20 protein-coding genes are annotated in these 22,404 nt (G+C 38.9%); 12 read left to right on the top strand and 8 right to left on the bottom strand.

Features of this window, described 5'->3' with window-relative positions:
• Positions 1 to 141 precede the first annotated feature (141 nt).
• Together nadX and CSV63_RS10575 are read left to right on the top strand one after the other, a co-directional pair.
• A complete protein-coding gene (gene nadX, locus CSV63_RS10565) occupies positions 142 to 924 on the top strand; it encodes an aspartate dehydrogenase (protein ID WP_099695759.1) in 783 nt (260 codons plus the stop codon).
• 498 nt (positions 925 to 1,422) lie between these two features.
• Positions 1,423 to 1,701 (top strand): RNA polymerase alpha subunit C-terminal domain-containing protein, encoded by a 279-nt coding sequence (locus CSV63_RS10575; RefSeq protein WP_199203644.1) that lies wholly within the window; start codon positions 1,423 to 1,425, stop codon positions 1,699 to 1,701.
• Positions 1,702 to 2,068: 367 nt separating this feature from the next.
• On the opposite strand, the gene CSV63_RS10580 is transcribed toward CSV63_RS10575, so the two are convergent.
• Positions 2,069 to 2,263: a hypothetical protein gene (locus CSV63_RS10580; RefSeq protein WP_099695762.1), complete on the bottom strand. Its 195-nt coding sequence runs from the start codon at positions 2,261 to 2,263 to the stop codon at positions 2,069 to 2,071.
• A gap of 406 nt (positions 2,264 to 2,669) precedes the next feature.
• On the opposite strand from CSV63_RS10580, the gene CSV63_RS10585 reads away from it, so the two are divergent.
• The 8 genes from CSV63_RS10585 to CSV63_RS10620 all read left to right on the top strand — a co-directional run bounded on the left by CSV63_RS10585 (position 2,670) and on the right by CSV63_RS10620 (position 12,342).
• A complete protein-coding gene (locus tag CSV63_RS10585; protein ID WP_099695763.1) occupies positions 2,670 to 3,854 on the top strand; it encodes an AAA family ATPase in 1,185 nt (394 codons plus the stop codon).
• 14 nt (positions 3,855 to 3,868) lie between these two features.
• Entirely contained in the window at positions 3,869 to 5,311 is a 1,443-nt protein-coding gene (locus CSV63_RS10590; protein WP_099695764.1) for a VWA domain-containing protein, read from the top strand.
• Positions 5,312 to 5,423: 112 nt separating this feature from the next.
• Complete coding sequence (locus tag CSV63_RS10595) at positions 5,424 to 6,956, top strand: DEAD/DEAH box helicase (protein WP_099695765.1); 1,533 nt, start codon at positions 5,424 to 5,426, stop codon at positions 6,954 to 6,956.
• A gap of 13 nt (positions 6,957 to 6,969) precedes the next feature.
• Positions 6,970 to 7,749: a YqhG family protein gene (locus CSV63_RS10600; RefSeq protein ID WP_099695766.1), complete on the top strand. Its 780-nt coding sequence runs from the start codon at positions 6,970 to 6,972 to the stop codon at positions 7,747 to 7,749.
• Positions 7,750 to 7,856: 107 nt separating this feature from the next.
• Positions 7,857 to 8,546 carry a response regulator transcription factor gene (locus CSV63_RS10605; RefSeq protein ID WP_099695767.1) on the top strand — a complete coding sequence of 230 codons (690 nt, stop codon included), beginning with the start codon at positions 7,857 to 7,859 and terminating at the stop codon, positions 8,544 to 8,546.
• The gene (locus CSV63_RS10610; RefSeq protein ID WP_099695768.1) at positions 8,543 to 9,544 is read left to right on the top strand and encodes a sensor histidine kinase; all 1,002 of its coding nucleotides are present in this window, start codon (positions 8,543 to 8,545) and stop codon (positions 9,542 to 9,544) included. Before CSV63_RS10605 ends, CSV63_RS10610 begins: the two co-directional genes overlap by 4 nt.
• A gap of 103 nt (positions 9,545 to 9,647) precedes the next feature.
• Complete coding sequence (locus CSV63_RS10615; protein WP_099695769.1) at positions 9,648 to 10,409, top strand: ABC transporter ATP-binding protein; 762 nt, start codon at positions 9,648 to 9,650, stop codon at positions 10,407 to 10,409.
• Entirely contained in the window at positions 10,399 to 12,342 is a 1,944-nt protein-coding gene (locus CSV63_RS10620; protein WP_099695770.1) for an ABC transporter permease, read from the top strand. Before CSV63_RS10615 ends, CSV63_RS10620 begins: the two co-directional genes overlap by 11 nt.
• Positions 12,343 to 12,442: 100 nt before the next feature.
• On the opposite strand, the gene CSV63_RS10625 is transcribed toward CSV63_RS10620, so the two are convergent.
• From CSV63_RS10625 to CSV63_RS10635, 3 genes are all read right to left on the bottom strand, one after another.
• Positions 12,443 to 13,786 carry an MATE family efflux transporter gene (locus CSV63_RS10625; protein ID WP_099695771.1) on the bottom strand — a complete coding sequence of 448 codons (1,344 nt, stop codon included), beginning with the start codon at positions 13,784 to 13,786 and terminating at the stop codon, positions 12,443 to 12,445.
• A complete protein-coding gene (locus tag CSV63_RS10630; RefSeq protein WP_099695772.1) occupies positions 13,783 to 14,250 on the bottom strand; it encodes a GNAT family N-acetyltransferase in 468 nt (155 codons plus the stop codon). Before CSV63_RS10630 ends, CSV63_RS10625 begins: the two co-directional genes overlap by 4 nt.
• 66 nt (positions 14,251 to 14,316) lie before the next feature.
• On the bottom strand, positions 14,317 to 14,871 hold the full coding sequence (locus CSV63_RS10635) for a TetR/AcrR family transcriptional regulator (RefSeq protein WP_099695773.1): 555 nt from the start codon (positions 14,869 to 14,871) through the stop codon (positions 14,317 to 14,319).
• 198 nt (positions 14,872 to 15,069) lie between these two features.
• On the opposite strand from CSV63_RS10635, the gene CSV63_RS10640 reads away from it, so the two are divergent.
• Complete coding sequence (locus CSV63_RS10640) at positions 15,070 to 15,372, top strand: NAD-dependent epimerase/dehydratase family protein (protein ID WP_099695774.1); 303 nt, start codon at positions 15,070 to 15,072, stop codon at positions 15,370 to 15,372.
• 703 nt (positions 15,373 to 16,075) lie between these two features.
• On the opposite strand, the gene CSV63_RS10645 is transcribed toward CSV63_RS10640, so the two are convergent.
• From CSV63_RS10645 to CSV63_RS10655, 3 genes are all read right to left on the bottom strand, one after another.
• Positions 16,076 to 17,821 carry a GMC family oxidoreductase gene (locus tag CSV63_RS10645; RefSeq protein WP_099695775.1) on the bottom strand — a complete coding sequence of 582 codons (1,746 nt, stop codon included), beginning with the start codon at positions 17,819 to 17,821 and terminating at the stop codon, positions 16,076 to 16,078.
• 17 nt (positions 17,822 to 17,838) lie between these two features.
• On the bottom strand, positions 17,839 to 18,672 hold the full coding sequence (locus tag CSV63_RS10650) for a gluconate 2-dehydrogenase subunit 3 family protein (protein WP_233192038.1): 834 nt from the start codon (positions 18,670 to 18,672) through the stop codon (positions 17,839 to 17,841).
• 222 nt (positions 18,673 to 18,894) lie between these two features.
• Positions 18,895 to 19,158: a translocon-associated protein subunit alpha gene (locus tag CSV63_RS10655; protein ID WP_099695776.1), complete on the bottom strand. Its 264-nt coding sequence runs from the start codon at positions 19,156 to 19,158 to the stop codon at positions 18,895 to 18,897.
• 293 nt (positions 19,159 to 19,451) lie between these two features.
• On the opposite strand from CSV63_RS10655, the gene CSV63_RS10660 reads away from it, so the two are divergent.
• Complete coding sequence (locus CSV63_RS10660; RefSeq protein WP_099695777.1) at positions 19,452 to 19,964, top strand: flavin reductase family protein; 513 nt, start codon at positions 19,452 to 19,454, stop codon at positions 19,962 to 19,964.
• 104 nt (positions 19,965 to 20,068) lie between these two features.
• On the opposite strand, the gene CSV63_RS10665 is transcribed toward CSV63_RS10660, so the two are convergent.
• Positions 20,069 to 21,475 (bottom strand): purine-cytosine permease family protein, encoded by a 1,407-nt coding sequence (locus CSV63_RS10665; protein WP_233192040.1) that lies wholly within the window; start codon positions 21,473 to 21,475, stop codon positions 20,069 to 20,071.
• Between the last annotated feature and the right edge of the window lie 929 nt (positions 21,476 to 22,404).

Genomic DNA, 22,404 nt, shown 5'->3' on the forward strand with positions numbered 1-22,404 from the left:
TACATACCCCCTAATTTATCTATCTGTTATCCATATCATCCTATTCGTACCTTGTGTTGTTTATGTATAGAGAGGGTATTGAAATAGAAAGTAATCTATTTCTGGAAGAAGTGTATATACTGAAGGAAGAGGTGTTGTAAAATGAAAATCGGCATAATTGGGACTGGCAATATTGCGCAGTATCTTTTAGAAAGTATTAACGGGAACAGCAAAGTGGACGGTGAAATTATTTCTATATTTGGTCGAAACCAAGAGGTGGGGCCAGTACTAGAATCACAGTACAGTGCCACGTTCTATACAGACTTTCAGGAGTTTATTCAATCTCCTATGGACGTAGTCGTGGAAGCTGCAACGATTGAAGTAGCGATGGAGCATATGGAAGTAGTGCTGGTGAATAAGAAAGACATGATACTGAGTAGTATCGGTGCATTTAAAGATGTTGCATATTTGAATGAAATGAAAGAAGTGGCGCGGAAGAATCAGCAACATATTTATCTGCCTTCAGGAGCAATTGGTGGACTGGACCTCCTACAATCAGCAAATTCACTAGGTGGATTAAAGGAAGTACGCATTACGACTAGAAAGTCCTATCCGTCACTAGGACTAGATGTGAAGCCTGTAGAAGAATGCATATTTGATGGCGTGGCATTGGAGGCAATTGAAAAATTCCCTAAAAACGTCAATGTTGCATTACTATTATCCATTGCAGGACTGGGTGCGGATAAAACGATTGTACGCGTTATAGCAGATCCGAAAATTCAGCGAAACACCCATCTTATTGAAGCGAAAGGTGATTTTGGCAAAATGAATTTACTAATCGAAAATGAGCCAATGCCAAACAATCCTAAAACAAGCTATCTGGCAGCATTAAGTATAGTTTCTACTTTACAAAATAAAGGGAACGCGATTACTGTAGGAAGCTGATTGAAGTGGAGATGTTTCATATGTATGGAGACAAAAATAAGAAGTTCTATGTGAAATCAACAGATGACACCCTGTCGCTTGGTAGAATATCTGTTTTAGTTGATTGGAACATTGAGCTAATTAAACGACTCTTTTTTCTAGTTCAATTAAAGTGATAGGTTAGTTGAGTAGGGGTAATTAAAATTAAGAAAGCAGGAAAACGTTTTGATTTGGGGATGGGGAGAATTTCTTGCAGGATCTATAGCAATATTTACACTGATATTTGGAATTCTTTACTCAAAGGAATACCATGAAAAGAATAGTAAAAAAACAAGTTCAGGGGATGGGACTATAATAGGTGAGCTATTTGTTGCTTTGTTAACAAATAGTCCCTACTACGTTTTGAAAGCATTCTTTATTTTGGTTTGTATTGTCATATCGAAAATGTAAAAAGCAATTATTGGAAGTGTGTTATATTGAATTTAGAAATTAGCGGGAGTGTTACTATTGAAAGCAAAAATGAATGTAAAGGTTTGTGAAAAAGGGCATACTTTTTACAAAAGTAGTGACTGCACAAGTTGCCCTACTTGTGATAAAGAGAATAAACCAACAAGTGGATTCCTATCGAAATTAAGCTCACCTGCCAGAAATGCCTTAGTCCATAATGGTATTGATACTTTACAAAAACTATCAAAATACACCGAAAAAGAAATTCTGAAAATCCATGGCATTGGTCCCGCTTCCTTACCAATTATGAGAACATTTTTAGAGGAAGAGAGTTTATCATTTAAAGAATAATACTGTATTTTCTTATAAATTATACTTGGTTGGATAGATAATGCTGGATGTCAACGTTGAATTGATCCATCAACCAGCAGGAGGACTCTATCTATGAATTCTAAATGGAATGAGAAACTTGATTGAGTCATTGAAAACACATTAATCATGGATCGCTAAAAGCATCCATGACTAATGTATTGTCGACGAATGAGGACGTGTAATGCAGAACGCCTTTGCTGTACACCAATCTAAGGAAGGCTTTGAGGCATTTTATCAAAGAATTTCATGAGATAAATCTTACTAAAAATTAACACCCCTTAAGCTAGACTTTTTCATAGAGTCTAGCTTAAGAGGTGTTTTTTACACTGCGTGAGGAGCGTTGCGATTATTTTAAATGGTTGCTGTGTTTATCGCTTCTAAAGAACATGCCTGCCATCAGTAATACTATACATCCTACTAAAATTACACCGGCAATAATTGTTCCAAGTGTATCTTCTCCCCATCTAGTAAAGATTGTATAAACTTGAAAGGCACTCAAGAGAATGATACCAACTTTTAATGGTACTGTTTTTGTGTTCATGTTGCTCATCCATTCTAGTTATTATCAACCGTTATTATACACGTTTCCAAGATTAAAAAACTCTAAGAAAGGAAATATTGCATCACCCGATCGTGTACTATCTGCAATACCCTAAGTACGTTAGTAGTCGTCTAACCCTTGTATAGTATCAAGAAAATATATTTAGAAAAGTACTTACGGGACGAGTTGATAGGAGATAAAAGGGGTAATAGATGTAGACAGGCTACTGTAAAATGAGTAGTTCAGAACTCTAACCATATATTAAAGGTTGGACAAGAAATTAAGGTGGATCAGACTATAATTCATGAAGGAATTATGGATTGAGCGATTAAAATCATGCTATTACAGTCACACTGTTACATAAAGAAAACAATGATTCGTTATTAAGAATTGAGGAGATGTCTATATGGATACGAATATAACGAAGTTACATGAAATAAAAAAGGCATTGAATACAAAGTTCTTTGAACGTGAAAACGAAGTAGAAGGAATTTTAGTAGCTCTCCTATCCAAACAACATATGTTAATGATTGGGCCAGCTGGAACAGCGAAATCTGCACTTTCAATAGAGCTAGCAAAAATCGTGAACGGTACATCTTATTTTCAATGGTTACTGACAAGATTCAGTACTCCCGAAGAAGTATTTGGACCATTGTCATTAAAAGATTTAGAAGAAGGTGTATATAAGCGTAATACTGCTGGTAAAATGCCGGAAGCACATTTGGTGTTTTTGGATGAGATTTTTAAAGCAAACTCTGCCATATTAAACAGTTTATTGACTTTAATCAACGAAAGACTATTTTATAATGATGGACAACCTATTGAAGTACCATTAATGTCAGTCATTGGTGCTTCCAACGAATATCCTGAAGAAGGCGAAGGACTTGAAGCTTTATTTGACCGCTTCCTATTACGTTTTGAAATTAATTTTATCGAGGATGAATCTAACTTTGTATCGATGATGAAAGATGAAGGCGAACATGTCGAAATTCCGACTCTGCATTTGGATGACTTAGTAGAACTTCAAAACATGACGAATATGGTCCATATTTCAGATGAAGTATATGATACATTGTCTACAATTCGAAGAGAACTCCATGACGAAGGAATACAGCCGTCGGATCGTCGATTCAAACAATCGTTGAGTATCTTGCAAGCGAGAGCTTTGATCCATCAAAGAGAATCCGTCCAGGTGGAGGATATGGTGATTCTTGAGAATGCACTCTGGGAGACTTTGGATCAAAAAGAGACTGTTTGCCACATTGTACGTAGACATTCGCAAGATAGTTTAGCACAAAGGCTTTCGGCAATTGAACAGGAAGCGAATGAGATCTATGATTGTGCAGTGCGTGACCAGTCAACAGAGGCGGGTATGGAAGCAGTTCAGAAAATATCTGCTTTATCAACAGAGTTAAATACTTTAAAAGAGCAAAATAGTAGCCGTACCACTGAAGTAGATCATTTACAAAAACAAATGATTTTATTGAAAAATGAAATTGAAAGTAGTCGGATGGATACTGCTTACTACGGTGAAACGAACGAAAAGAAAGATGGAAATGGTGAGCAGCGTGGTGTCTTCTTCAGAATGTAAAGGAGTGATATTCTATGAAAAGAAGTAAAATAATTCGAGATGATCGCTCCGTAGTGAATACAGATACATTTGATAAAAGACGCTTTAAAGAACTATTTGAGATGTCAGACGGTTTGCAAAAGGTCAGGGAAGAAGGACAATTACCTACTACGGAAGCGTTGCTTGGCGATGTCTGGGCATCGTTATATAAAATGAAACCACGAATTTTACATGAGCAAATGGATTCAGCACTGAAAACAAATAAGACCATTATAGAAAAGCTAATGAAAGATGGAAATTTTGAGGAATATAGGAATTTCACTCGATTGGACGATCTGGCCGCAACTGTCTGTACGGTAAAGTTGGTTGAGAAAATTAATCTATGGCTCGCAGAAGCAAAAGCGATGGATGAAGAATTGCTAAAGAAAATGGAAGCTGTAGAAGCGCTACAAGATGATGTGCCGATTGAACATTTGGATCAACAACCGGAAGAAATAGAAGATGGACCTGTCCAAGAACTAGCTGATGCTACTGATAAATTAAATGATCAGCTTGAATTTACACTCGAAACAAATGGCGAACGATTTTTGCAAGCGATCGATGAAGCGGTTAAAGAATCGATTAAAGTAAAAGACAGCCTGATTTCCCTTATGGGGGGCAGCAGTGCGGGTAAAGGAGACGCTGAGTTAAAGAAAGTGCCATTACGTGAACAACTGGCAATAGCAGATCAACTAGCGATGGATCCCAAAATTCAGGAAATTGCAGAGTGGGCGGGGCGTTTTCAAAAAGTGGCGCGGGAAAAGCAGAAAACGAACTATGTGGAGGCAATAGAGAGGCGTGGTGTAACTATTGGAAGTGAAATAGAACGTCTTGTGCCGATGGAATTAGGACTCTATTCAAGTGACTCGACGAGAAAAGATTTTCTGCGGCGTTTTGCTGAAGGAAACACCATGCAGTTTGAACAGAAGAAGCGTGAGGATCTTGGCAAAGGTCCAATTGTATTTTGTCTTGACCAATCGGGAAGTATGAAATTGCTTGACACTCAGTCAAAAGGATTCGTCTTGGCACTTCTATCCATCGCCAAGAGACAACGTCGGGATTTATGTGTTCTATTATTTTCTACGACTATTCAAAAAGAAGTATTCACTAAAGGGAAGATCACATCAACTGAACTTGCACGACTGGCCAGAACTTTTTTGGGTGGGGGAACAGATTTTACACTTTCACTGCAAGGCGCCCTTGAAGTAATAGAAGACAGTACATTTAACCATGCAGATATTATTTTTGTTAGCGACGGAGAAGATGAGATTAGCGAAAGTTTTCTAAAGGAATTTAACGATAGGAAAAAACAAAAGGAGTTCAAAGTACTTACCTTAACCATAGGGAAAGATACAGCTGTCGCCGAATTATTCTCAGACCGTGTCCTTCATATAACCGATTTTGATGACGAAGGAAGTTTTATCGCTTTTGAAGTCTAATCGATGCAAGTCCTAAAGCCCTTCAGTACGCGAAGGGTCTTTTTTGTTTATCATAATAATATTTTTTCAGGGTATTCTAATCAAAACATACAAGCTAGTTGAGGTGATTGGAATGCTAATTGAAAGATCGTCTTCTTGGAAAGAAGGATTTATTCAACGACTTGAAAACCAAGAACCATGGAATAATGCAGTGCTGTATAACATGAGTTATGACATCACGAAAAACAACTTAATTACTGACTTTACTGGATTGCAGTCACTCGCTTACTTACCCAATGTAAAACCGTTACCTCATCAAATACAAGCGGCTGAACGAGTGATTGAACAGATGAACGGTAAAGCAATTTTAGCAGATGAAGTAGGGCTTGGTAAAACTATTGAAGCTGGCCTAATTATTAAGGAATATTTGCTGCGAGGTCTCGTGAAAAAAGTGCTGATACTAGTACCCGCTTCTCTAGTTAATCAATGGGTGGAAGAGCTATATACGAAATTTCACATCCCTGCGCTGTTGTACAAAAAGAATTACGAGCTCGATTATGTAGATGTAGTCGTCATGAGTATGGACACAGCCAAGCGCAGTCCACATAAGGAGAAAGTCTTTGCGCAAGATTATGATTTGATTATTGTAGATGAAGCGCATAAATTAAAAAATCATCAGACGATCAGTTATAAATTTGTACAAAGTTTGAAGAAGAAGTTCTGTTTATTGCTTACAGCAACACCGATTCAAAATGATACGTTTGAATTGTTTTATCTAGTGACGTTACTTAAACAAGGCCATTTAGGAAACTATGAGGAGTTTTCTTCCGTGTTTTCTGCTAAAAATCGTGATGAAGAGCGAGATAGTTATTTAAAAGAGCTAGTCAGCCAGGTCATGGTCCGTAATAGACGGCAGGATACGGGTGTGGAATGGTCCACACGGAAGATTCATACAGTTCCTATCACATTCACAGACAGTGAAAGACAGGCCTACACCGCTATATCCAATCTGAAACAACTATCTCCGCTATTCTCCGATGCATTTTCCACGATGACTTTACAAAGGGAAATGTGTAGCAGCCCCGATGCCACAATTGGTACATTAAGGATGAAACTGCAAGAATGTAAGCAAGCGGAAGAAATCTCCTATGTGAAAGATGTCATCGATCAATTGGAAAAAATGTCGATTCATTCTAAAGCTAAAAAAGCGGCCGAATTGATTGCACAAGCGAACGAAAAAGTGATTATTTTCACTGAATATCGTATGACGCAATTATATTTGAGTGACTATCTATATGCGAATGGAATATCAAATGTCATTTTTAACGGCAAGTTAAGCAAAAGCAGTCGGGAGTGGATTAAGCATTTATTTAAGCAGCAAGCGCAAGTGCTAATCGCGACAGAGTCTGGAGCAGAGGGAATTAACCTGCAATTTTGCCATCATGTCATCAATTATGATCTTCCTTGGAATCCAATGAAATTAGAACAGCGAATAGGTCGTGTACATCGGCTAGGGCAAGAACACGATGTACAGATTTACAATTTGGCTGTAAAAGAAACGATTGATGACCATGTGATGAAAGTGCTGCAAGGAAAGATTGAGACGTTCGAACAAGTAGTAGGCGAACTAGATGATATTTTGGAAATGAAAGAACAGTCTGTGTGAAGGAGGAGAATGTATGCATTCGACAGAAATCCATACGTATCTTCACAGATTCTTTACGGAAAATGACTGTGAAATACTTCATGGAAATGAACATTATTTAACTGTGCAACTAACCATCGATATGGATAAACGAATTATGAATCGGCCTTTTTATTGGAGATATATTGAAAGCGTCAATGAGATACCGAATCCGGCACAGCTCACGCTAATTACAGATATGCAGCAGTTGCAAAACGGAATGAAAGGGGAAGTAATTCATCTGGGATCTCCGCGGCTCCATCAATTATTTCGATTGACCAAAGAGATGGGGCAGTACGTGAAACTGTACGAGCGCATAGTAGACACTAACGAACAGCAGATTTTGACTCCGTGGGTGGGTGTAAATTATAAAGTGTCATTCACCAGCCATCAAACGAAGGAAATACTGTATTCACTAGGCATCAATTTGATGACAGGTACTGTCTTAAAAGAGTTCCAGGAGACTATTGCTATGCGGGATTTGTCCGAGCAATCGTCTGAACAAGTATTTCACTTACCTTATATCATCACACCTACTCGCGCACTTGATCGATTGGATACGGTGATCTCTCAAGTAATTGAAGGAGAAGATCTAACATGGGTGGAGGAAGCGGAAAAGAGATGGAAGAAAGATCAAGCAGTATTAGATTACTTCTATGAAGGGCAAGAACCGAAACCTCAGTGCTATGAGATGGAGAAGCAAGCAATGGAAGAGCGTTTTAAACCGCGCATTACGGTGGATGTGGTGAATGGTGGGTTATTTTATTTAATATAGACAACACGACAGCGCGTAAGTGAATCTACTTTCACTTACGCGCTGTTTTAATTTTGACTGTTTATAGGATAAACTAATAACAATTAAGAAAAAGTGTGGTGAGTTCATTGTTTACAATTTTGCTAATCGAAGATGATCAAACATTATTTGAAGAAATAAAAGAACGTTTAACGCAATGGTCCTACTCAGTGGTGGGAATTCAAAATTTTGGCCATGTGCTGCAAGAATTCACGGAAATCAAGCCGGATCTTGTCATCATCGATATCCAATTACCGAAGTTTGATGGATTTCATTGGTGTAGGATGATCCGAACGCATTCGAATGTCCCAATTATTTTCTTGTCTTCACGAGATCATCCGACTGATATGGTGATGTCGATGCAACTCGGGGCCGACGATTTCGTTCAAAAACCATTTCACTTTGATGTATTGATTGCGAAAATCCAAGCAATCCTACGCCGTGTTTATAGCTATAGTGCCGATCAGACATTGGAAGTGAAAACGTGGTGTGATGCCGCTGTTGATTTTGTGAAAGGTACGCTCACCAATGAAAAAGGAACTATTGAGTTGACGAAAAATGAAATGTACATCTTGAAAATATTAATAGCTAGAAAGAATGAAATTGTATCAAGGGAGGAAATCATCACGAGTCTTTGGGATGATGAAAGATTTGTTAGTGATAATACGCTGACAGTCAACGTTAACCGTTTGCGTAAACGGATCGCGGAAATCGGCTTAATAGATGTGATCGAAACAAAGGTGGGGCAAGGGTATATGGCGAAGGAAGAACAATTATGATCAAATTATTTCTTAGAGAACGTGCTAGTTGGATACTGTTCTTTATCTTCTCGCAACTGCTCGTTCTAGCAATGGGTTATTTGGACACAAGTATTCCGTTTTTGTCTACTGTCTATATTGCATTCATTTCCTGTTTATCCTTCGTTATTTTTATAGTCATGCGTTATGAAAAAGAATCAAGATTCTATAAACGCTTAGAAACGGTAGAACCATCATTCGATCTCACTGCAATACCTGAAGCGAATAGTCCTTTCGAAGCCATTACTTCTGAAAGGATGTCCGAACAAATTCAAGTATTTAAACACCAGTTGAATGAATTGCAAATTAGTTTAGAACAAGAGAAAGATGACATGTTGAATTGGATACATGAAGTGAAAACGCCGCTGACCACGTTGCAATTAATGATCGAACGTACGGATTCTACACTCCGCTCACAGTTGATGTACGAGTGGCTTCGGATTCATCTATTACTTGACCAGCAACTACATCTAAATCGCATCCCCTTCATCCGGAATGATTTATATATCGAAAAGACAGATCTGCAGAAGTTGCTATTTCAAGAAATTAAATCTTTAAGACAATGGTGTATGCAAAAGCGCATTGGTTTTGATATCTTATTGGAAACAGAAAATGTATTGACTGATGCAAAATGGCTCGGCTTCATTATTAGGCAATTGCTGACGAATGCGGTGAAATACAGCAAGGATTCGGACATAAGTATCCGGTGTACTAGTAAGGAAGGAATCACCACGCTATCGATTGAAGATTTTGGGCAGGGAATTGCTCCAAGGGACTTGTCTCGAATATTCGACAAAGGTTTCACTGGAACAGCAAACCATCAACATCATGCTGCCACAGGAATGGGGCTGTACTTAGCAAAACAAGTGGCAGAATCGCTCCTGATTACGACTGAAGTAGAATCAACAGTAGGAGAAGGTATGCGGTTCTCTTTGATCTTTGCGAAAGAAAATGAATTGATTCGTATAACGCATATGTAGGAGCATGTGACATAATCGTCACATGCTTTTTCTAATTGTCATATTAAAGGCAGGAGAAAAATCAGTACATTGATTAAGATAGAAAGAACAAGGAGTGATAAATATGGTAATTTTACAAGCGACAAAAATCTATAAAACATACGGTAATAAATTCAATAAACAAGAAGTATTGAGTGCGCTAGACCTCAAAGTGCAAAAGGGTGAATTTGTCAGCATTATGGGGGCATCGGGTTCGGGAAAAACGACCCTATTGAACGTGCTTTCATCGATTGATCGTGTTAGCCAGGGAACGATCAGTATAGAAGGCCAGAATCTCAATGACATGAAAGAAAAGCAAATGGCGGAATTTCGAAAACGTCATCTGGGCTTCATCTTTCAGGACTATAACCTACTCGATACATTAACAGTAAAAGAAAACATACTACTCCCACTATCTGTACAAAAAGTATCTAGAAAAGTAGCCAATGAAAAGTTTCTTGCAGTGGCGGAGGAATTGGGTATTTCGGAAATCGCCACTAAATATCCAAATGAAATATCTGGTGGTCAAAAGCAAAGGACGTCTGCTGCCCGAGCATTCATCCATGATCCGAGCATCATTTTTGCGGATGAACCAACAGGCGCTCTTGACTCAAAGGCGGCATCCGATTTGTTGAACAAATTAAGTGATCTCAATACGAAACGAAAAGCCTCTATTATTATGGTCACTCATGACCCTCTTGCCGCAAGTTTTAGTGAGCGTGTCGTGTTCATCAAAGACGGACAAATTTATACGCAACTGAATAAAGGAGACCAAACGCGTAACGAATTTTTTAATGACATAATCAAAACGCAAGGTGTGCTGGGCGGTGTGCAACATGACGCTTAATCAACTAATCTTCCGTAATATCAAAAAAAACCTCAAGCATTATTATGTGTATATCTTTGCGCTGATTTTTAGCGTAGGCTTGTACTTTTCATTCGTGACCTTGCAGTTCGATCCAGCATTGGACGATGTGACGGGAGGAATGAAAGGTGCCGCAGCTATTAAATCAGGTTCAGTTTTTCTGATTGTTATTGTGTCTGTATTCTTGCTATATGCTAACAATCTATTCATTAAACGACGCAGTAAGGAGATTGGATTGTTCCAATTGATCGGGATGACGAAAGGAACTGTTTTCCGTATTTTAAGCGTGGAAAATTTCGTTTTATACGTCGGTTCTCTCATTGTAGGGATATTCTTAGGGTTTTCGATGTCACGATTACTTATGTTGATTCTATTTAAGATCACCGGTGTAACGGATGTTGCGACTTTGCGTTTCTCTTCGGAGGCATTACTTCAGACGTTGATCGTATTTGCGGCAATCTTTGTATTAATTTTGATCATGAATGCGCTATTCATTAAACGTCAAAGTATATTGTCTTTGTTCCGTGTGACGACCGTGACACAACAGCGAGTGAAAAAGATGACAGTATTCGAGGCGATCATCGGAATGGTCGGTATTCTACTCATTGTATTCGGCTATTATTTATCATCCCGATTATTTAGTAGTGTGTTCCTTGGAAATCAGCTATTTCTAGTGATGATCGTTATATTAGCTTCTGTGGTCTTAGGAACCTATTTATTTTATAAAGGGTCTGTCAGCTTTATCTCTAACATGATTCGTAAACGTAAAGGAGGATATTTGAACGTTAACGACGTGCTGTCTCTCTCTTCCATTATGTTTCGAATGAGATCCAATTCTCTTCTGTTAATGATAATTACATCGTTATCTGCGCTATCCATAGCGTTACTGTCGTTAAGTTATATATCATATTACTCAGTGGAAAAGTCAGTAGAGCGAACTATTCCTGCCGACTTTACCATTCCTGACACTGCGCGTGCAATGGAATTTACGCAGGCACTTGACAGTGAGGGCATAGCTTATTCAGATTCAGCTATTGATCTATTGACTATACCTGTTGATTTATCGAGAGTTGTATCTGTTCCAGGTGGGGGAAGTCAAGAGATGAGTTACACCGATATGCAGATGATTGTCATTAGTGATGAGGTATTGCCAGAGGTAGACGTAGAAGAAAAGGAATTGCTCTTCGTTAACTCCGATAGTTTGACGGAAAAATTTATGAAATTCCAAGCGGATCAGCAAATCGTATTTCAAGGCAAAAAGCATGTGTATGATCTAACGCTAAAAGGGACGGAAAGAGTAGCTGTTCTTCCAACACGTGTAGCTTATGGTTTTGTTGTCGCGGTAGTGGATGATCAAGTGTTTCAGAGAATGAATGTAGATAAAGATCCTTCCATAACGTCCGAATTTACTGAGTATCATGGAGTGGATATTGAGAATGAAAATGATCTCGGAAGAGCGAATGAACTATTTAATGTGTTGGGGATAAATGAGTGGGCAGGACATGAATCAAAGCTTGAGGAAAAGACGAAACAAATGCAAGGTGCTGGCATGAGCATGTTCATCGTGGGATTCCTTGGCCTCGCGTTCCTTGTTACGTCAGGCTGTATCCTATACTTTAAACAGATGGACGAAAGTGAAGATGAAAAGTCGAACTACACTATACTTCGTAAACTAGGCTATACACAAACGGATTTACTGAAAGGGATTCAACGAAAGCAGTTATTTAATTTCGGGATTCCGTTAGTGGTCGGTCTCTTACACAGCTATTTTGCTGTGAAATCCGGCTGGTTTTTATTCGGTACTGAAATGCTGACACCAACGATTATCGTAATGTTAATCTACACAGCACTATATTCGATATTTGGTTTGCTTTCCGTGTTGAATTATAAGCGTGTAATTAAAGAATCCCTATAACAGATTACTACCCCTGACACGGTAAGGTCAGGGGTATCTTATTATGAATTAATTACTACCTACTAATTCAGCTACTACGATTTGATATGCTTTATCCAAATTAGCCAATTAAAGAATGCCGAGTAGCGTTTCTTTGATATAAGTAGACACCAACAAACACGACAAACTCAGAGGCTGGAATAGACAACCAAATACCGTTCAATCCAAAGAAACGAGGTAGTATTAACAAGAAAATCAACATAATGATAATTTCGCGTGAAGCAGTGATCCAAGTTGCCATTCGTACATTGCCGATAGACTGATAATAGGTCATCATGACAAAGTTCGTACCTGTGAATAAATAAGCGAAGAAAAATAGATTAATTCCTGTAGTAGCCAAATCTCTTACGGCTTGTGGGAAGTCCCCGAAGATCGATACGATAGGGCTTGCCGCGAATTGACCGACAAGGAAGAACACAGCACCTGCGATGACGACGGTGAGAGTAGCCTTCTTTATAGTTTCCTTCATCCTCGCCCGGTTGCCGGAGCCTTGATAATAACTAATAAGTGGCTGAATCGCACCACCCATTCCAAGGAACAGCATGAGCATGACACTGTGTACATAGTTCAAAATAGAGAAGGCCGCAACACCTTCCGTGCCGGCCATCCGTTCGAACGCGATATTATGTGTAATGGTAAAGATAGAGATCCCTAGCTCGGAAAGGAAGCTCGGGAATCCAACAAATAGAATGGCTAGAAACAGCTTTTTATTAAACTTCAAGCGAATGAGTTTCAAGTTATTGTTCTTTTTTAAGAAGTGGGTTGCGAGTACTAGCATACCTATGAATGATGCAATAATGGTGGCAGATGCAGCACCGGCAACACCATAATCAAAAATAAATAAGAATACATAATTCAGTATGATGTTAACGACAGATGTCACAATTAGCCCAGCCATTGAAAGATTCGGTGCTCCATCGTTGCGTACGAAAATACTAAAGGTGTTTTCTACAGTAAAGATAAAGCCAAATAGTAGAATGACAAATAAATATTGTGAAACATAAGGGAAAGTAGTTGTATTGGCTCCAAGTGCGTAAGCTAACGGATCCCTAAAGATAAAAGCAGTTAAACCTACTATAATGGTGGATAAGAAAATGGAGAAAATAGCATGTGTGAAAATCGAACGAGCTTTCAGAACATCTTTGGAGCCTATTGCCATCGAGTATTTCGTGGCGGCACCTATACCGATCCAAAGGGAAATGGCAAAAAAAATCGTATAAACGGGAGCCGAAATTCCGACTCCCGCTAATGCTTCTGCACCTAATCGATTACCGACCATGATGCCGTCCGCTACAATATTGATTGCCATCAGCAACATACCGATAGTTGACGGTATTAAGTACCGTAAAAAGATACGTCCTACTGGCTCAGTATCTAATTGATTTAACTTGGGTGAAAAACTCATTGCAAAGGACTCCTTTGAAGGTCAAGTTCCATGATAAGACAAGGGAATTCACCCAAATCATCAATTTGTCCATTTAACTTAAATCCGAACTTTTCATATAAGTGTTGTGCTGCTTTATTATCTGGATAAATACTTAAATAAATCTTGTCACATTGATATTTTTCTTCCATTCTGGTAAGTAAAAGTGTAAGAAATCTGCTGGCATAGCCTTTTCCTTGGTGATGCTGATCGATCATAAAGCGATCAAGCCATACATTGCCTGTATCTGCCTCACGTCCATGCATTGCATAACCGACTAAACTTTCTCCATCATATAATCCAATAGACTTCCATTCTGGTTCAAATTGTGATTGTGCTAGTGAAAATGAATTGCTTTCAATAAAGTTCTTTTGGTTTTCGTGTACGGATAAATAGGCAACATCCTGCCAATTTTCATTCGTTACCTCACTTGCGTGGAGGCTCATAATTCCATCTCGCTTTCAATTTTGTGTAAAACGGTAAAACTATTTTTGTTTTATCAGTTTATTTATTCATCGTTTTATAATAAACCCAAACAACAGAATATCCACTATGGAATCCAGTGCTTCGGTTACAGTTATACGATTTTCATAAAAAAACTTTCGATCAAGCGTGGAGTTCGTTGCATCTATAATCAACTTCATCAGTAACTCTACGTTTTGATCTGCAATGATTCCTTCATGAATTCCTTGTTCAATCAATTCGCGAAGTTCATCCCATTCATGAAGTGCTGCGTGGACGCGTTCCCATTGTTCTGGATGCGTTTTTTTCATCTGATCAAGGATTTGCCAGTTATAAAAATCATTATATTTCGGAATGACTGTAATGACTTTCTTAATCTTATCTACAAGAGGTAATTCTTGGTCGTTCATAATCCTACCGGTTTTTTCGTCGAACTCCTGTAATGTTGAGTCTATAATCGCGTCTAAAATTTCCGTTTTGGAAGAAAAGTGTTCATACAAAGTCCGTTTGCTAATACCTAGTCTTTTGGCTAGATCATCCATTGTGAACTTCATACTTTTCTCATGAACTTCTTCGAGGAAAGCCTTCATAATACGTGCTTTCATTTATCGTACTCCTATCACTATATATAGAATGAAAACTATAAAAACACGTATAGTTTTCATCGTTCTATGATTAGTATAACTACTCTTTATATAAAAAGCAAATACTGTTGATTTAATTAATATTATTTTAATAAATAGGCTTATAAAACTCTTAAATCGGGTAATTTTATTGTACATGTACGAGAGAGGGGTGACTGTATGGGAGAAAAGAAGTTGGTTGCGGCCGTTGAGGGGGCGAGTGGATATATTGGCAATAATTTATTGAAAAAAATTAGAGGAAAAGCCAAAGTGATTGGTCTATCTCGCAATGGAGATCAACGGGAGAATACAGAAGACGTAGAGTGGCGATCTTGTGATCTGTTTTCTATGAAAGATGCAGAGAAGAGCTTGGCTGGTGCTGATATTGCGGTATATCTAGTTCATTCCATGCTGAAGTCAGCGAAATTATCTCAAGGTACTTTTGAAGATATGGATGTTATTTTAGCGGATAACTTTGCATAATAACGTTCCTGTTACTGCATTAAATGTAGGGCTGATTATCGGTCCGTAAGGCAATTACTTTTCAATTGTATCGAAGCTAGTTAGACGATTCTCAGTAAGGATTTTACCTAAATATAGATGACGAGTTGAATTGTCGAATCGGGTTTCCTCGGGAATCGTACATTGCTTGAATTACGTTATTCTGTAGATCGCAGGACAAAGGATCGCTCGCTCTACTATCTTACAGGTGGTCTATTAATGGATCCTGATTCCAAAGAACGCGGAAGAATGGAGTTTCGAAAGATTCCAGGATCGAATGAAGTAATCATTGCGATTCATGATTATTTACCTTCCATTCCATGGTCCATCTAATATATAACGCAAGCCAGTATGCACGCGTTTGTTATGTCTAGTTTCCGTTGGCGTATGTACAAGTTAGGTGTTATTGAACGTGATCGATTAGGAATTGTCGCTTCCAATGTACGATAAAGAAAAACGGATTCCCAGTATTGCACTGAGAATCCGTTTTTTCTTTATGGTTCAGTATGAATGAGCTCTACTTGCACTATACATTCAGACAGTTCCTAAGTAAACCTCTAAAGTAAGGAGGCATACAGTACAGGTAACGTTATTCTAAGAATAGCATAACCCTTTTTACATTACCGAATACTCACGGATGTTGTATAACGAAAAGCAGCCGAAATCTATTCGGCTGCAGGGGTTATTAGGCATTTAGAGTTGCTTGCTTCGCTTCTACAAGCGGACCGCCTTCTTTTAAATACTTCTCTACGCCTTCTGCTGCACGATACGCCAACGCACCGATAGTTGAAGTGGGGTGATGACCTCCAAATTGGGGAAACGCTGAACCGCCGACAACGAATAGGTTGTCCATCTCCCACATTTGAAGGTAATTATTCACTGCAGAGGTTTCAGGGTCTGCTCCCATGATGATGCCGCCCGCATAGTGACCGCCTGAATATATGTGGTCAAACTCTTCTGGAACCTCATCTTCGTCTATGATATCTGCACCCATCTCTTTCATGATTTCGCTACATTTTTCAATTCCAAATTTAGCAATATTGCGGTCTTGATCTGTGTAACGATTCGTAATGCGTAGTAGCGGATCTCCGTATTCGTCTTTGTACGTCGGATCGAGATCCACATAATTATGCCACCATGACATGACAGCAGGTGTATACCACACAACTAGCGAACGATTCGCGTAATGGATCGAGTTTTTCTTAAACTCCGGTCCCCATTTTGGTGTCCCTCTAGGAACATGGTTCGACGATATAGCAGCATCCCCATATTGGCGCATTTCAATGCCCCCACCATTAATGAAATCTAGATTAGAGTGATCAAAGTTATCGCCGGCGAAGTCACTCATAGCACCACCAAGAGCACCTGCTCCCATATAGAAGTTAAACTTCTTCTTTTCAAAGTATCCTCTTGCTCCAAGGAATGTGATGTTAAATTGTCCATTAAAGTTCCGTCCAATTGTTCCTTTACGTGTTGTTGGATCATACTGTGTCCCAATCTTGGAAAGCATCAATAAGCGATTATTAGTAAAGGAAAACGCACCTAATACGACAACGTCTGCAGGTTGTTCGTATTCAATTCCTGTACGTGTATCAGTAAATAATACACCGGTTGCTTTTCCATCTTTATGCAGAACGCGACGCACTAAAGAGTTGGTCCGAATTTCGCAGTTTCCCGTTTTTCGGGCAGTTGGAATAACTGTAGCCAACGGATCCGATTTAGCCGTGAAGTCACAGCCGTACATCGTACAATAAGAGCAGAACATACAAGCATTTAATTTTTCACCATCGGGATTCGTGTACGCCTGTGATAAGTTTCCCGAAGCCACTTGGTAAGGGTGATAACCCATTTTCTTTGTAGTTTCTTTAAATAACTTTACAGCTGGCGATGCTAGCATAGGAGGATTAGGGTAATCATTAGAACGCTTATCCCCAAGTGGATCAGGTTCGCCCGAAATACCGGCGGTTTTTTCCCACTTATCGTAATATGGTTCCATTTCATCATACGTGATGCCCCAGTCTTGAATCGTCATACCTTCAGGAATTTTCTCTTTGCCGTAACGTTCAATAGTTTTAGAACGCAATTCAAAGTCAATCGGTCTCCATCGATATGTCGCACCTGCCCAGTGGACACTACCACCGCCCAAATCGGTACCAGCCATCATTTCTGCTCTTGTTCGAACAGGAAGGGCAGTATCTTCTATGTTCACGCGTGACGTAATGGTTTCAGGAGATAGATTTTGCATCATCTCGTAACGATTAGTATAGCGTAATTCATCTTTAACACCGATATAGTCTCGTCGGTCTTGTTTTTTTCCGCGTTCTAGTGTGACGACTTGATAGCCAGCTTTAGCTAATTCAGCAGAGACTACTCCACCTGCCCAACCACTTCCTACTACGACAACATCTACTTTTTTTAGTTTTTTCGCCATATGAGTTCCTCCCGTTATCAGTGACCTTGGTAATTACGTAAGCTTTCAGGTTTCATTACTATGAAGTCTTCTTTTTCAATATCTGCTGTATAGCTCATACGTGGACCAGGGAATTCCTTCATTCTCCAGCCTTCCATATTGCGGTTTCCGCCATAGACCGGGTCAGCATACGCACCTTCAATGGTTGTTTGTAGTAACAGATTAAAGAACGTCGTTGAAGCGACACCGTTCACTTTCCCTTTTCCTTCGTCGAACATCTGCAAAATCTCATCTTGCTGCTCCGGTTCTAAATTACGAAAGTTTGTTTCGAATTTCTCTTGTGCCGTTTGTTCCAATGCATGTACGCCTTCCGTGAAAATATCTCCTCTTGTCATGGGAGTCTGATACCTGAAGGCTGGTGTAGGTACTTGCGTTTCAGCGTTTGGACCTCGGTCTTGCGTCATTTCTTCTTGATTTTCATATGGATCTGCGGCACCTGTTTGCAAAAACGGCCCTTTCATATATTCTTTTGCGTTCATTCCCCATTCCCCGGCAAGTTGTCGATCGATAAAGTAGGGGACTCCTAGTTCAATAGCGCCTGGGCCTAAATCATCTTTGGGAAACAGCCTTTCAGTAGCAGCGGAAAGTATAAGAAAGTCTTCGGCATTACTAAAGAATGTACGTGCCTCCAATAAGTGGTTGTCTTCTTTTTCCGTGTTTGTAGGTGCGCCTGGTTTTTGGAGCTGGTTAGTCAACAGTCCACCGAATAATGATCCGCCGACTAGACCTCCCGCTAATAGACCGGTGTTTTTCATGAAATTCCTACGACTCATTCCTTTTTGTGTATCATCAGGTTGTCTAGGTTCTGTCACGTTGCTCTCCTCCTTGTATATATGACTTTCATAATTTACCAATGCACCACTACTTCTCATAGTGTGATGAATGGGGAAAAATTATACGTAGTGCCAAGATCTTACACATAAAAAGTAAAAAAATTGCGTGTGTAATAACACAGAATAAATATGTAAAATGAAAAACCCCTCAATAAATCATCGTATTTGAGTGATTACAGAGGGGATTGTTCATACTATAGGTTATTCGTCATTATTTTTAACTTCAGTATCTGTATCAGGTTCCGTGTCTACTTCAGTATCTGTATCAGGTTCCATGTCTACTTCAGGCTCGTCCACATTCACATCATCATCTGGTGTTACATCAGCGGGTTGATCTACTTCAACATCATCATTTTCATCTATAACGGGATCATCATCTCCGCAAGCACTAAGAACACCCACAGAAAGAATAGCTGCTGTTCCTACTTTCAATAAATTACTTTTCTTAAGTTTAGTCAAATTCATTAGTAATTTCCTCCTCTAAATGTTTGATAGACTTTCTTACGTTGTAAATATCCTATTTTTTGTTTTGTAAACCTGAAAATTCAGAAGTGGTCCTTTAGTAATGATAATGGCCTTACGGAAAAAGAAAAAATGTAGTGGAAAAATACATACTCCAAAAGAATACGTGATTACAAGAGGAGAAAACTGAAGAAAGACGGTGAAAGTGCTATGATGGAAATAGACATGCCTACTTCAAAAGTGATGGACTAAATCTTTCACGTAAATTGGCTTATTTATAAAGGAGAGAATGTTTCATGAAAAAAGAAGAACAACAGAATTTATTCAAAGAAATTATGGGGAATTATCCCACTGGTGTAACAGTGGTGACTGCAGTAACGGAAGACGGCACACCAGTTGGACTGACAGTAAACTCTTTTGCTTCTGTGTCCTTGGATCCGATGCTTCTTTTATGGTCTATTGATCATCGAGTTTCATCTATTAAAGCCTTCACAGAGGGCGGTAAATTTGCTGTGCACGTACTGGCAGGTGATCAAAAAGAGCTTTGTAATACGTTTGCGAGTCGCGTAGAAGATCGTTTCTCTACATGTAAATGGGAAATGTCAGATAACGGATTGCCAATTATCGAAGATGCATTCGGTGTATTCGAATGTAAAACGTTCCAAACGATTGAAGCTGGAGATCACACTATTCTTATTGGCGAAGTAATCGATTTAAAAATCGAGAAAAATAAAGATCCTATGTTATACCACCGTAGGGTATTTGGATCTGTGCCACCCGTTTTCTATCAACAAGATGACAAAGCTTGAATTTGGAACATTTCATACGTACACAAAAGCCGTCTTCAAAGAGACGGCTTTTTTCATGCGTATTTTATTATTTGTGTTTTTTTGTTATTCCAAGTAGCTTAATCCTACCCTAGTTTATCTTCTGCAGTAATATCATTTGGCTCTTGTACTAAATAATATTTGCCTTTTGTATACATAGCGATGACTACTGTCAATCCAGCAGCCAATAAAGCAGCCATAAATGCAGCTGTAGACTGTAGAAATATCCCGAGATATCCAGACGCTGCGACAGATCCGAATGTGCTAGCTATAAGTAGCGATGCAACACCAACGGGATTCCATTTGTACAAATACTCTTGTTTAGCAACATAATAGGTCGGACCTATTTTCAACCACTTTTTGACCACTACTGCATCTGTCACAAGAATGGCAGCCCACGAAAATAGGAACACACCTTGGAATGTCATGACAGTATCTAAGTGATCCACGATTCCACCAAGCATTAATATGATAGCACTTACAGCTGAGATAACTACCCAAAATCTGCGTCCAGGCGTGAAGCGGAAAACATTCTCGAAAAAATTTGATAGCGATAAAGAACTACTGTATATATTGGTTACGTTAATTCGTAACTGTGTCAACATCGTAAATAATGCACCACCGATACCTAACAACAGTACGATGTATACGCCTGGATCTTTTTCCAAGAATCGCACACCGAACCAAATACCGAGTCCGCCCATTACTCCATAACAAAAAATCTGCGGAATGAAACCGATTGCAATTGAACCGAGCTTTCTATCGGACGGCTTTAGGAAACGTGCATAGTCTGATGCGAGTAAAGCCGTTAATCCCATAATTCCATTGTGCATCCCGATACAGAATAATAATGCGGTTCCCCCAAACTGAACGCCTTCAGGCATATAAGAGAACACGGGTCCAGTATAAACAGCCGGTTTGATGAACGATAATACAATGGCTGCGATCAGGAACACCATAAATATTGGCATGGACCATTTTTGAAGCTTGTCCAATTGCTCAATTCCGAACCAATTCAGTGGAATAACGAGCGTGCCGAAAATGACAATTAAAATCCATTTGGGGAAATCAGGCATAAAAAAGTGTACAGCGGAAACGAGGATTAATCCTTCAAACGCACAATACATAATAAAGTTCGAAGCATAAATCAATGATGTCAGCGATGATCCGATATAGCCAAATCCGCCACCTCGTGATAATAGATTAACGTTCATGCCAGATTTAGCGGATAAATACGCAATGACCGTACCAAGCAAACCGGCGACAATAATAGCATAGATAGCCGAAACGATAGCGTTTGGTGCACCGAATTGCAAAGCCATAACACTACCCATTTGAAAATAAAAGATAGCAGTTGCGATGCCGAACGTGATGTTCGTAATGCTCAGCCAACTTTTATTTCGGTCTTCCAAAGGTACACGATCTAAGGAATAATCCTTTTCCGTTTCATCTTCTTCCATAGTATTCAATACTCTTTCTGCTTCCGTAGTCATACACATCAGCTCCTTGTAATAAGTAGTCAACCCCTCCTGCCAGCCTAGCTAGCCTGTTCTGATTCATGCAAGTTGATGAATTTAATCCGTTCATTGAATTGACACGTTGCTAGTTTAACAAAAGTGTAATAAAAAAATCAAGTTTGAAATGTATTTGTAAAAATAACACTACAAAAGTCTGATTTTGCACATGATTATAGATTCATAGGAAAATGACTTGTAGAAAAAATCCTTAAAAATATTAATTTATAAATGAAAACGGTTATGTTATAAAATACCATGGTAATTTTGGTACATAGTTGTAAATTCTTTTTACTAACGTCATGTGTTAGCCGATTCATCGGGCTACGCGGAACAGAAATGTACTAGTGGATCAAAGACGAGAAATCTTCTGTTATTTATGTGAAGAGATTTTTTCGTAACGTTCATGTTTCGTTATTTCAGTTATTGGGCAGGCAATAGTGGGAGTATCAAATAAAAACTACTTGGTCAGTGTATTATATTGATAAATGTAAACGTATGGATTCCTCTCTTTCAACTAAAGGGATGGGTGCATTTTCTATAAAAGTGCCGCCATTATAATCAGTACTTTGAGGAAGAGTTGCAATGTAAATAAGGGAGCTTGTTTGGCTGGGGAATTGTACTTTGTAAGTATGCATAAATAGAATAAGGTTGAATATCTGTGTAGCAATCAAATCGTATGAAATACGACATACGTCGTGTGTAGAGTAAATCTCTACGTAATAATATACCCTTCATGGTTTAAAAATAACCTAGATGGGAATAAAGGATTTAATATCCATTACAGCCATACGCCATTCAGTAGAAGCACCTAGGATGCTTTTTAGATCGCTTCAAAGGGATTTTAGTTTAGTAAGACGGCTAATATTTAATCTGCTGAAAGTACTAGTAGATGAGTATGTATCATT

It is taken from the genome of Sporosarcina sp. P34 (assembly GCF_002743375.1).
In the GTDB taxonomy this organism is placed as follows: Bacteria; Bacillota; Bacilli; order Bacillales_A; family Planococcaceae; genus Sporosarcina.

Coding starts and splice junctions, on each gene's coding strand:
- CSV63_RS10615 (WP_099695769.1), top strand. CDS start 9,648: ATGGTAATTTTACAAGCGACAAAAATCTATAAAACATACGGTAATAAA.
- CSV63_RS10600 (WP_099695766.1), top strand. CDS start 6,970: ATGCATTCGACAGAAATCCATACGTATCTTCACAGATTCTTTACGGAA.
- CSV63_RS10620 (WP_099695770.1), top strand. CDS start 10,399: ATGACGCTTAATCAACTAATCTTCCGTAATATCAAAAAAAACCTCAAG.
- CSV63_RS10580 (WP_099695762.1), bottom strand. CDS start 2,263: ATGAACACAAAAACAGTACCATTAAAAGTTGGTATCATTCTCTTGAGT.
- CSV63_RS10590 (WP_099695764.1), top strand. CDS start 3,869: ATGAAAAGAAGTAAAATAATTCGAGATGATCGCTCCGTAGTGAATACA.
- CSV63_RS10635 (WP_099695773.1), bottom strand. CDS start 14,871: ATGAAAGCACGTATTATGAAGGCTTTCCTCGAAGAAGTTCATGAGAAA.
- CSV63_RS10640 (WP_099695774.1), top strand. CDS start 15,070: ATGGGAGAAAAGAAGTTGGTTGCGGCCGTTGAGGGGGCGAGTGGATAT.
- CSV63_RS10630 (WP_099695772.1), bottom strand. CDS start 14,250: ATGAGCCTCCACGCAAGTGAGGTAACGAATGAAAATTGGCAGGATGTT.
- CSV63_RS10610 (WP_099695768.1), top strand. CDS start 8,543: ATGATCAAATTATTTCTTAGAGAACGTGCTAGTTGGATACTGTTCTTT.
- nadX (WP_099695759.1), top strand. CDS start 142: ATGAAAATCGGCATAATTGGGACTGGCAATATTGCGCAGTATCTTTTA.
- CSV63_RS10625 (WP_099695771.1), bottom strand. CDS start 13,786: ATGAGTTTTTCACCCAAGTTAAATCAATTAGATACTGAGCCAGTAGGA.
- CSV63_RS10595 (WP_099695765.1), top strand. CDS start 5,424: ATGCTAATTGAAAGATCGTCTTCTTGGAAAGAAGGATTTATTCAACGA.
- CSV63_RS10585 (WP_099695763.1), top strand. CDS start 2,670: ATGGATACGAATATAACGAAGTTACATGAAATAAAAAAGGCATTGAAT.
- CSV63_RS10575 (WP_199203644.1), top strand. CDS start 1,423: ATGAATGTAAAGGTTTGTGAAAAAGGGCATACTTTTTACAAAAGTAGT.
- CSV63_RS10645 (WP_099695775.1), bottom strand. CDS start 17,821: ATGGCGAAAAAACTAAAAAAAGTAGATGTTGTCGTAGTAGGAAGTGGT.
- CSV63_RS10655 (WP_099695776.1), bottom strand. CDS start 19,158: ATGAATTTGACTAAACTTAAGAAAAGTAATTTATTGAAAGTAGGAACA.
- CSV63_RS10665 (WP_233192040.1), bottom strand. CDS start 21,475: ATGACTACGGAAGCAGAAAGAGTATTGAATACTATGGAAGAAGATGAA.
- CSV63_RS10660 (WP_099695777.1), top strand. CDS start 19,452: ATGAAAAAAGAAGAACAACAGAATTTATTCAAAGAAATTATGGGGAAT.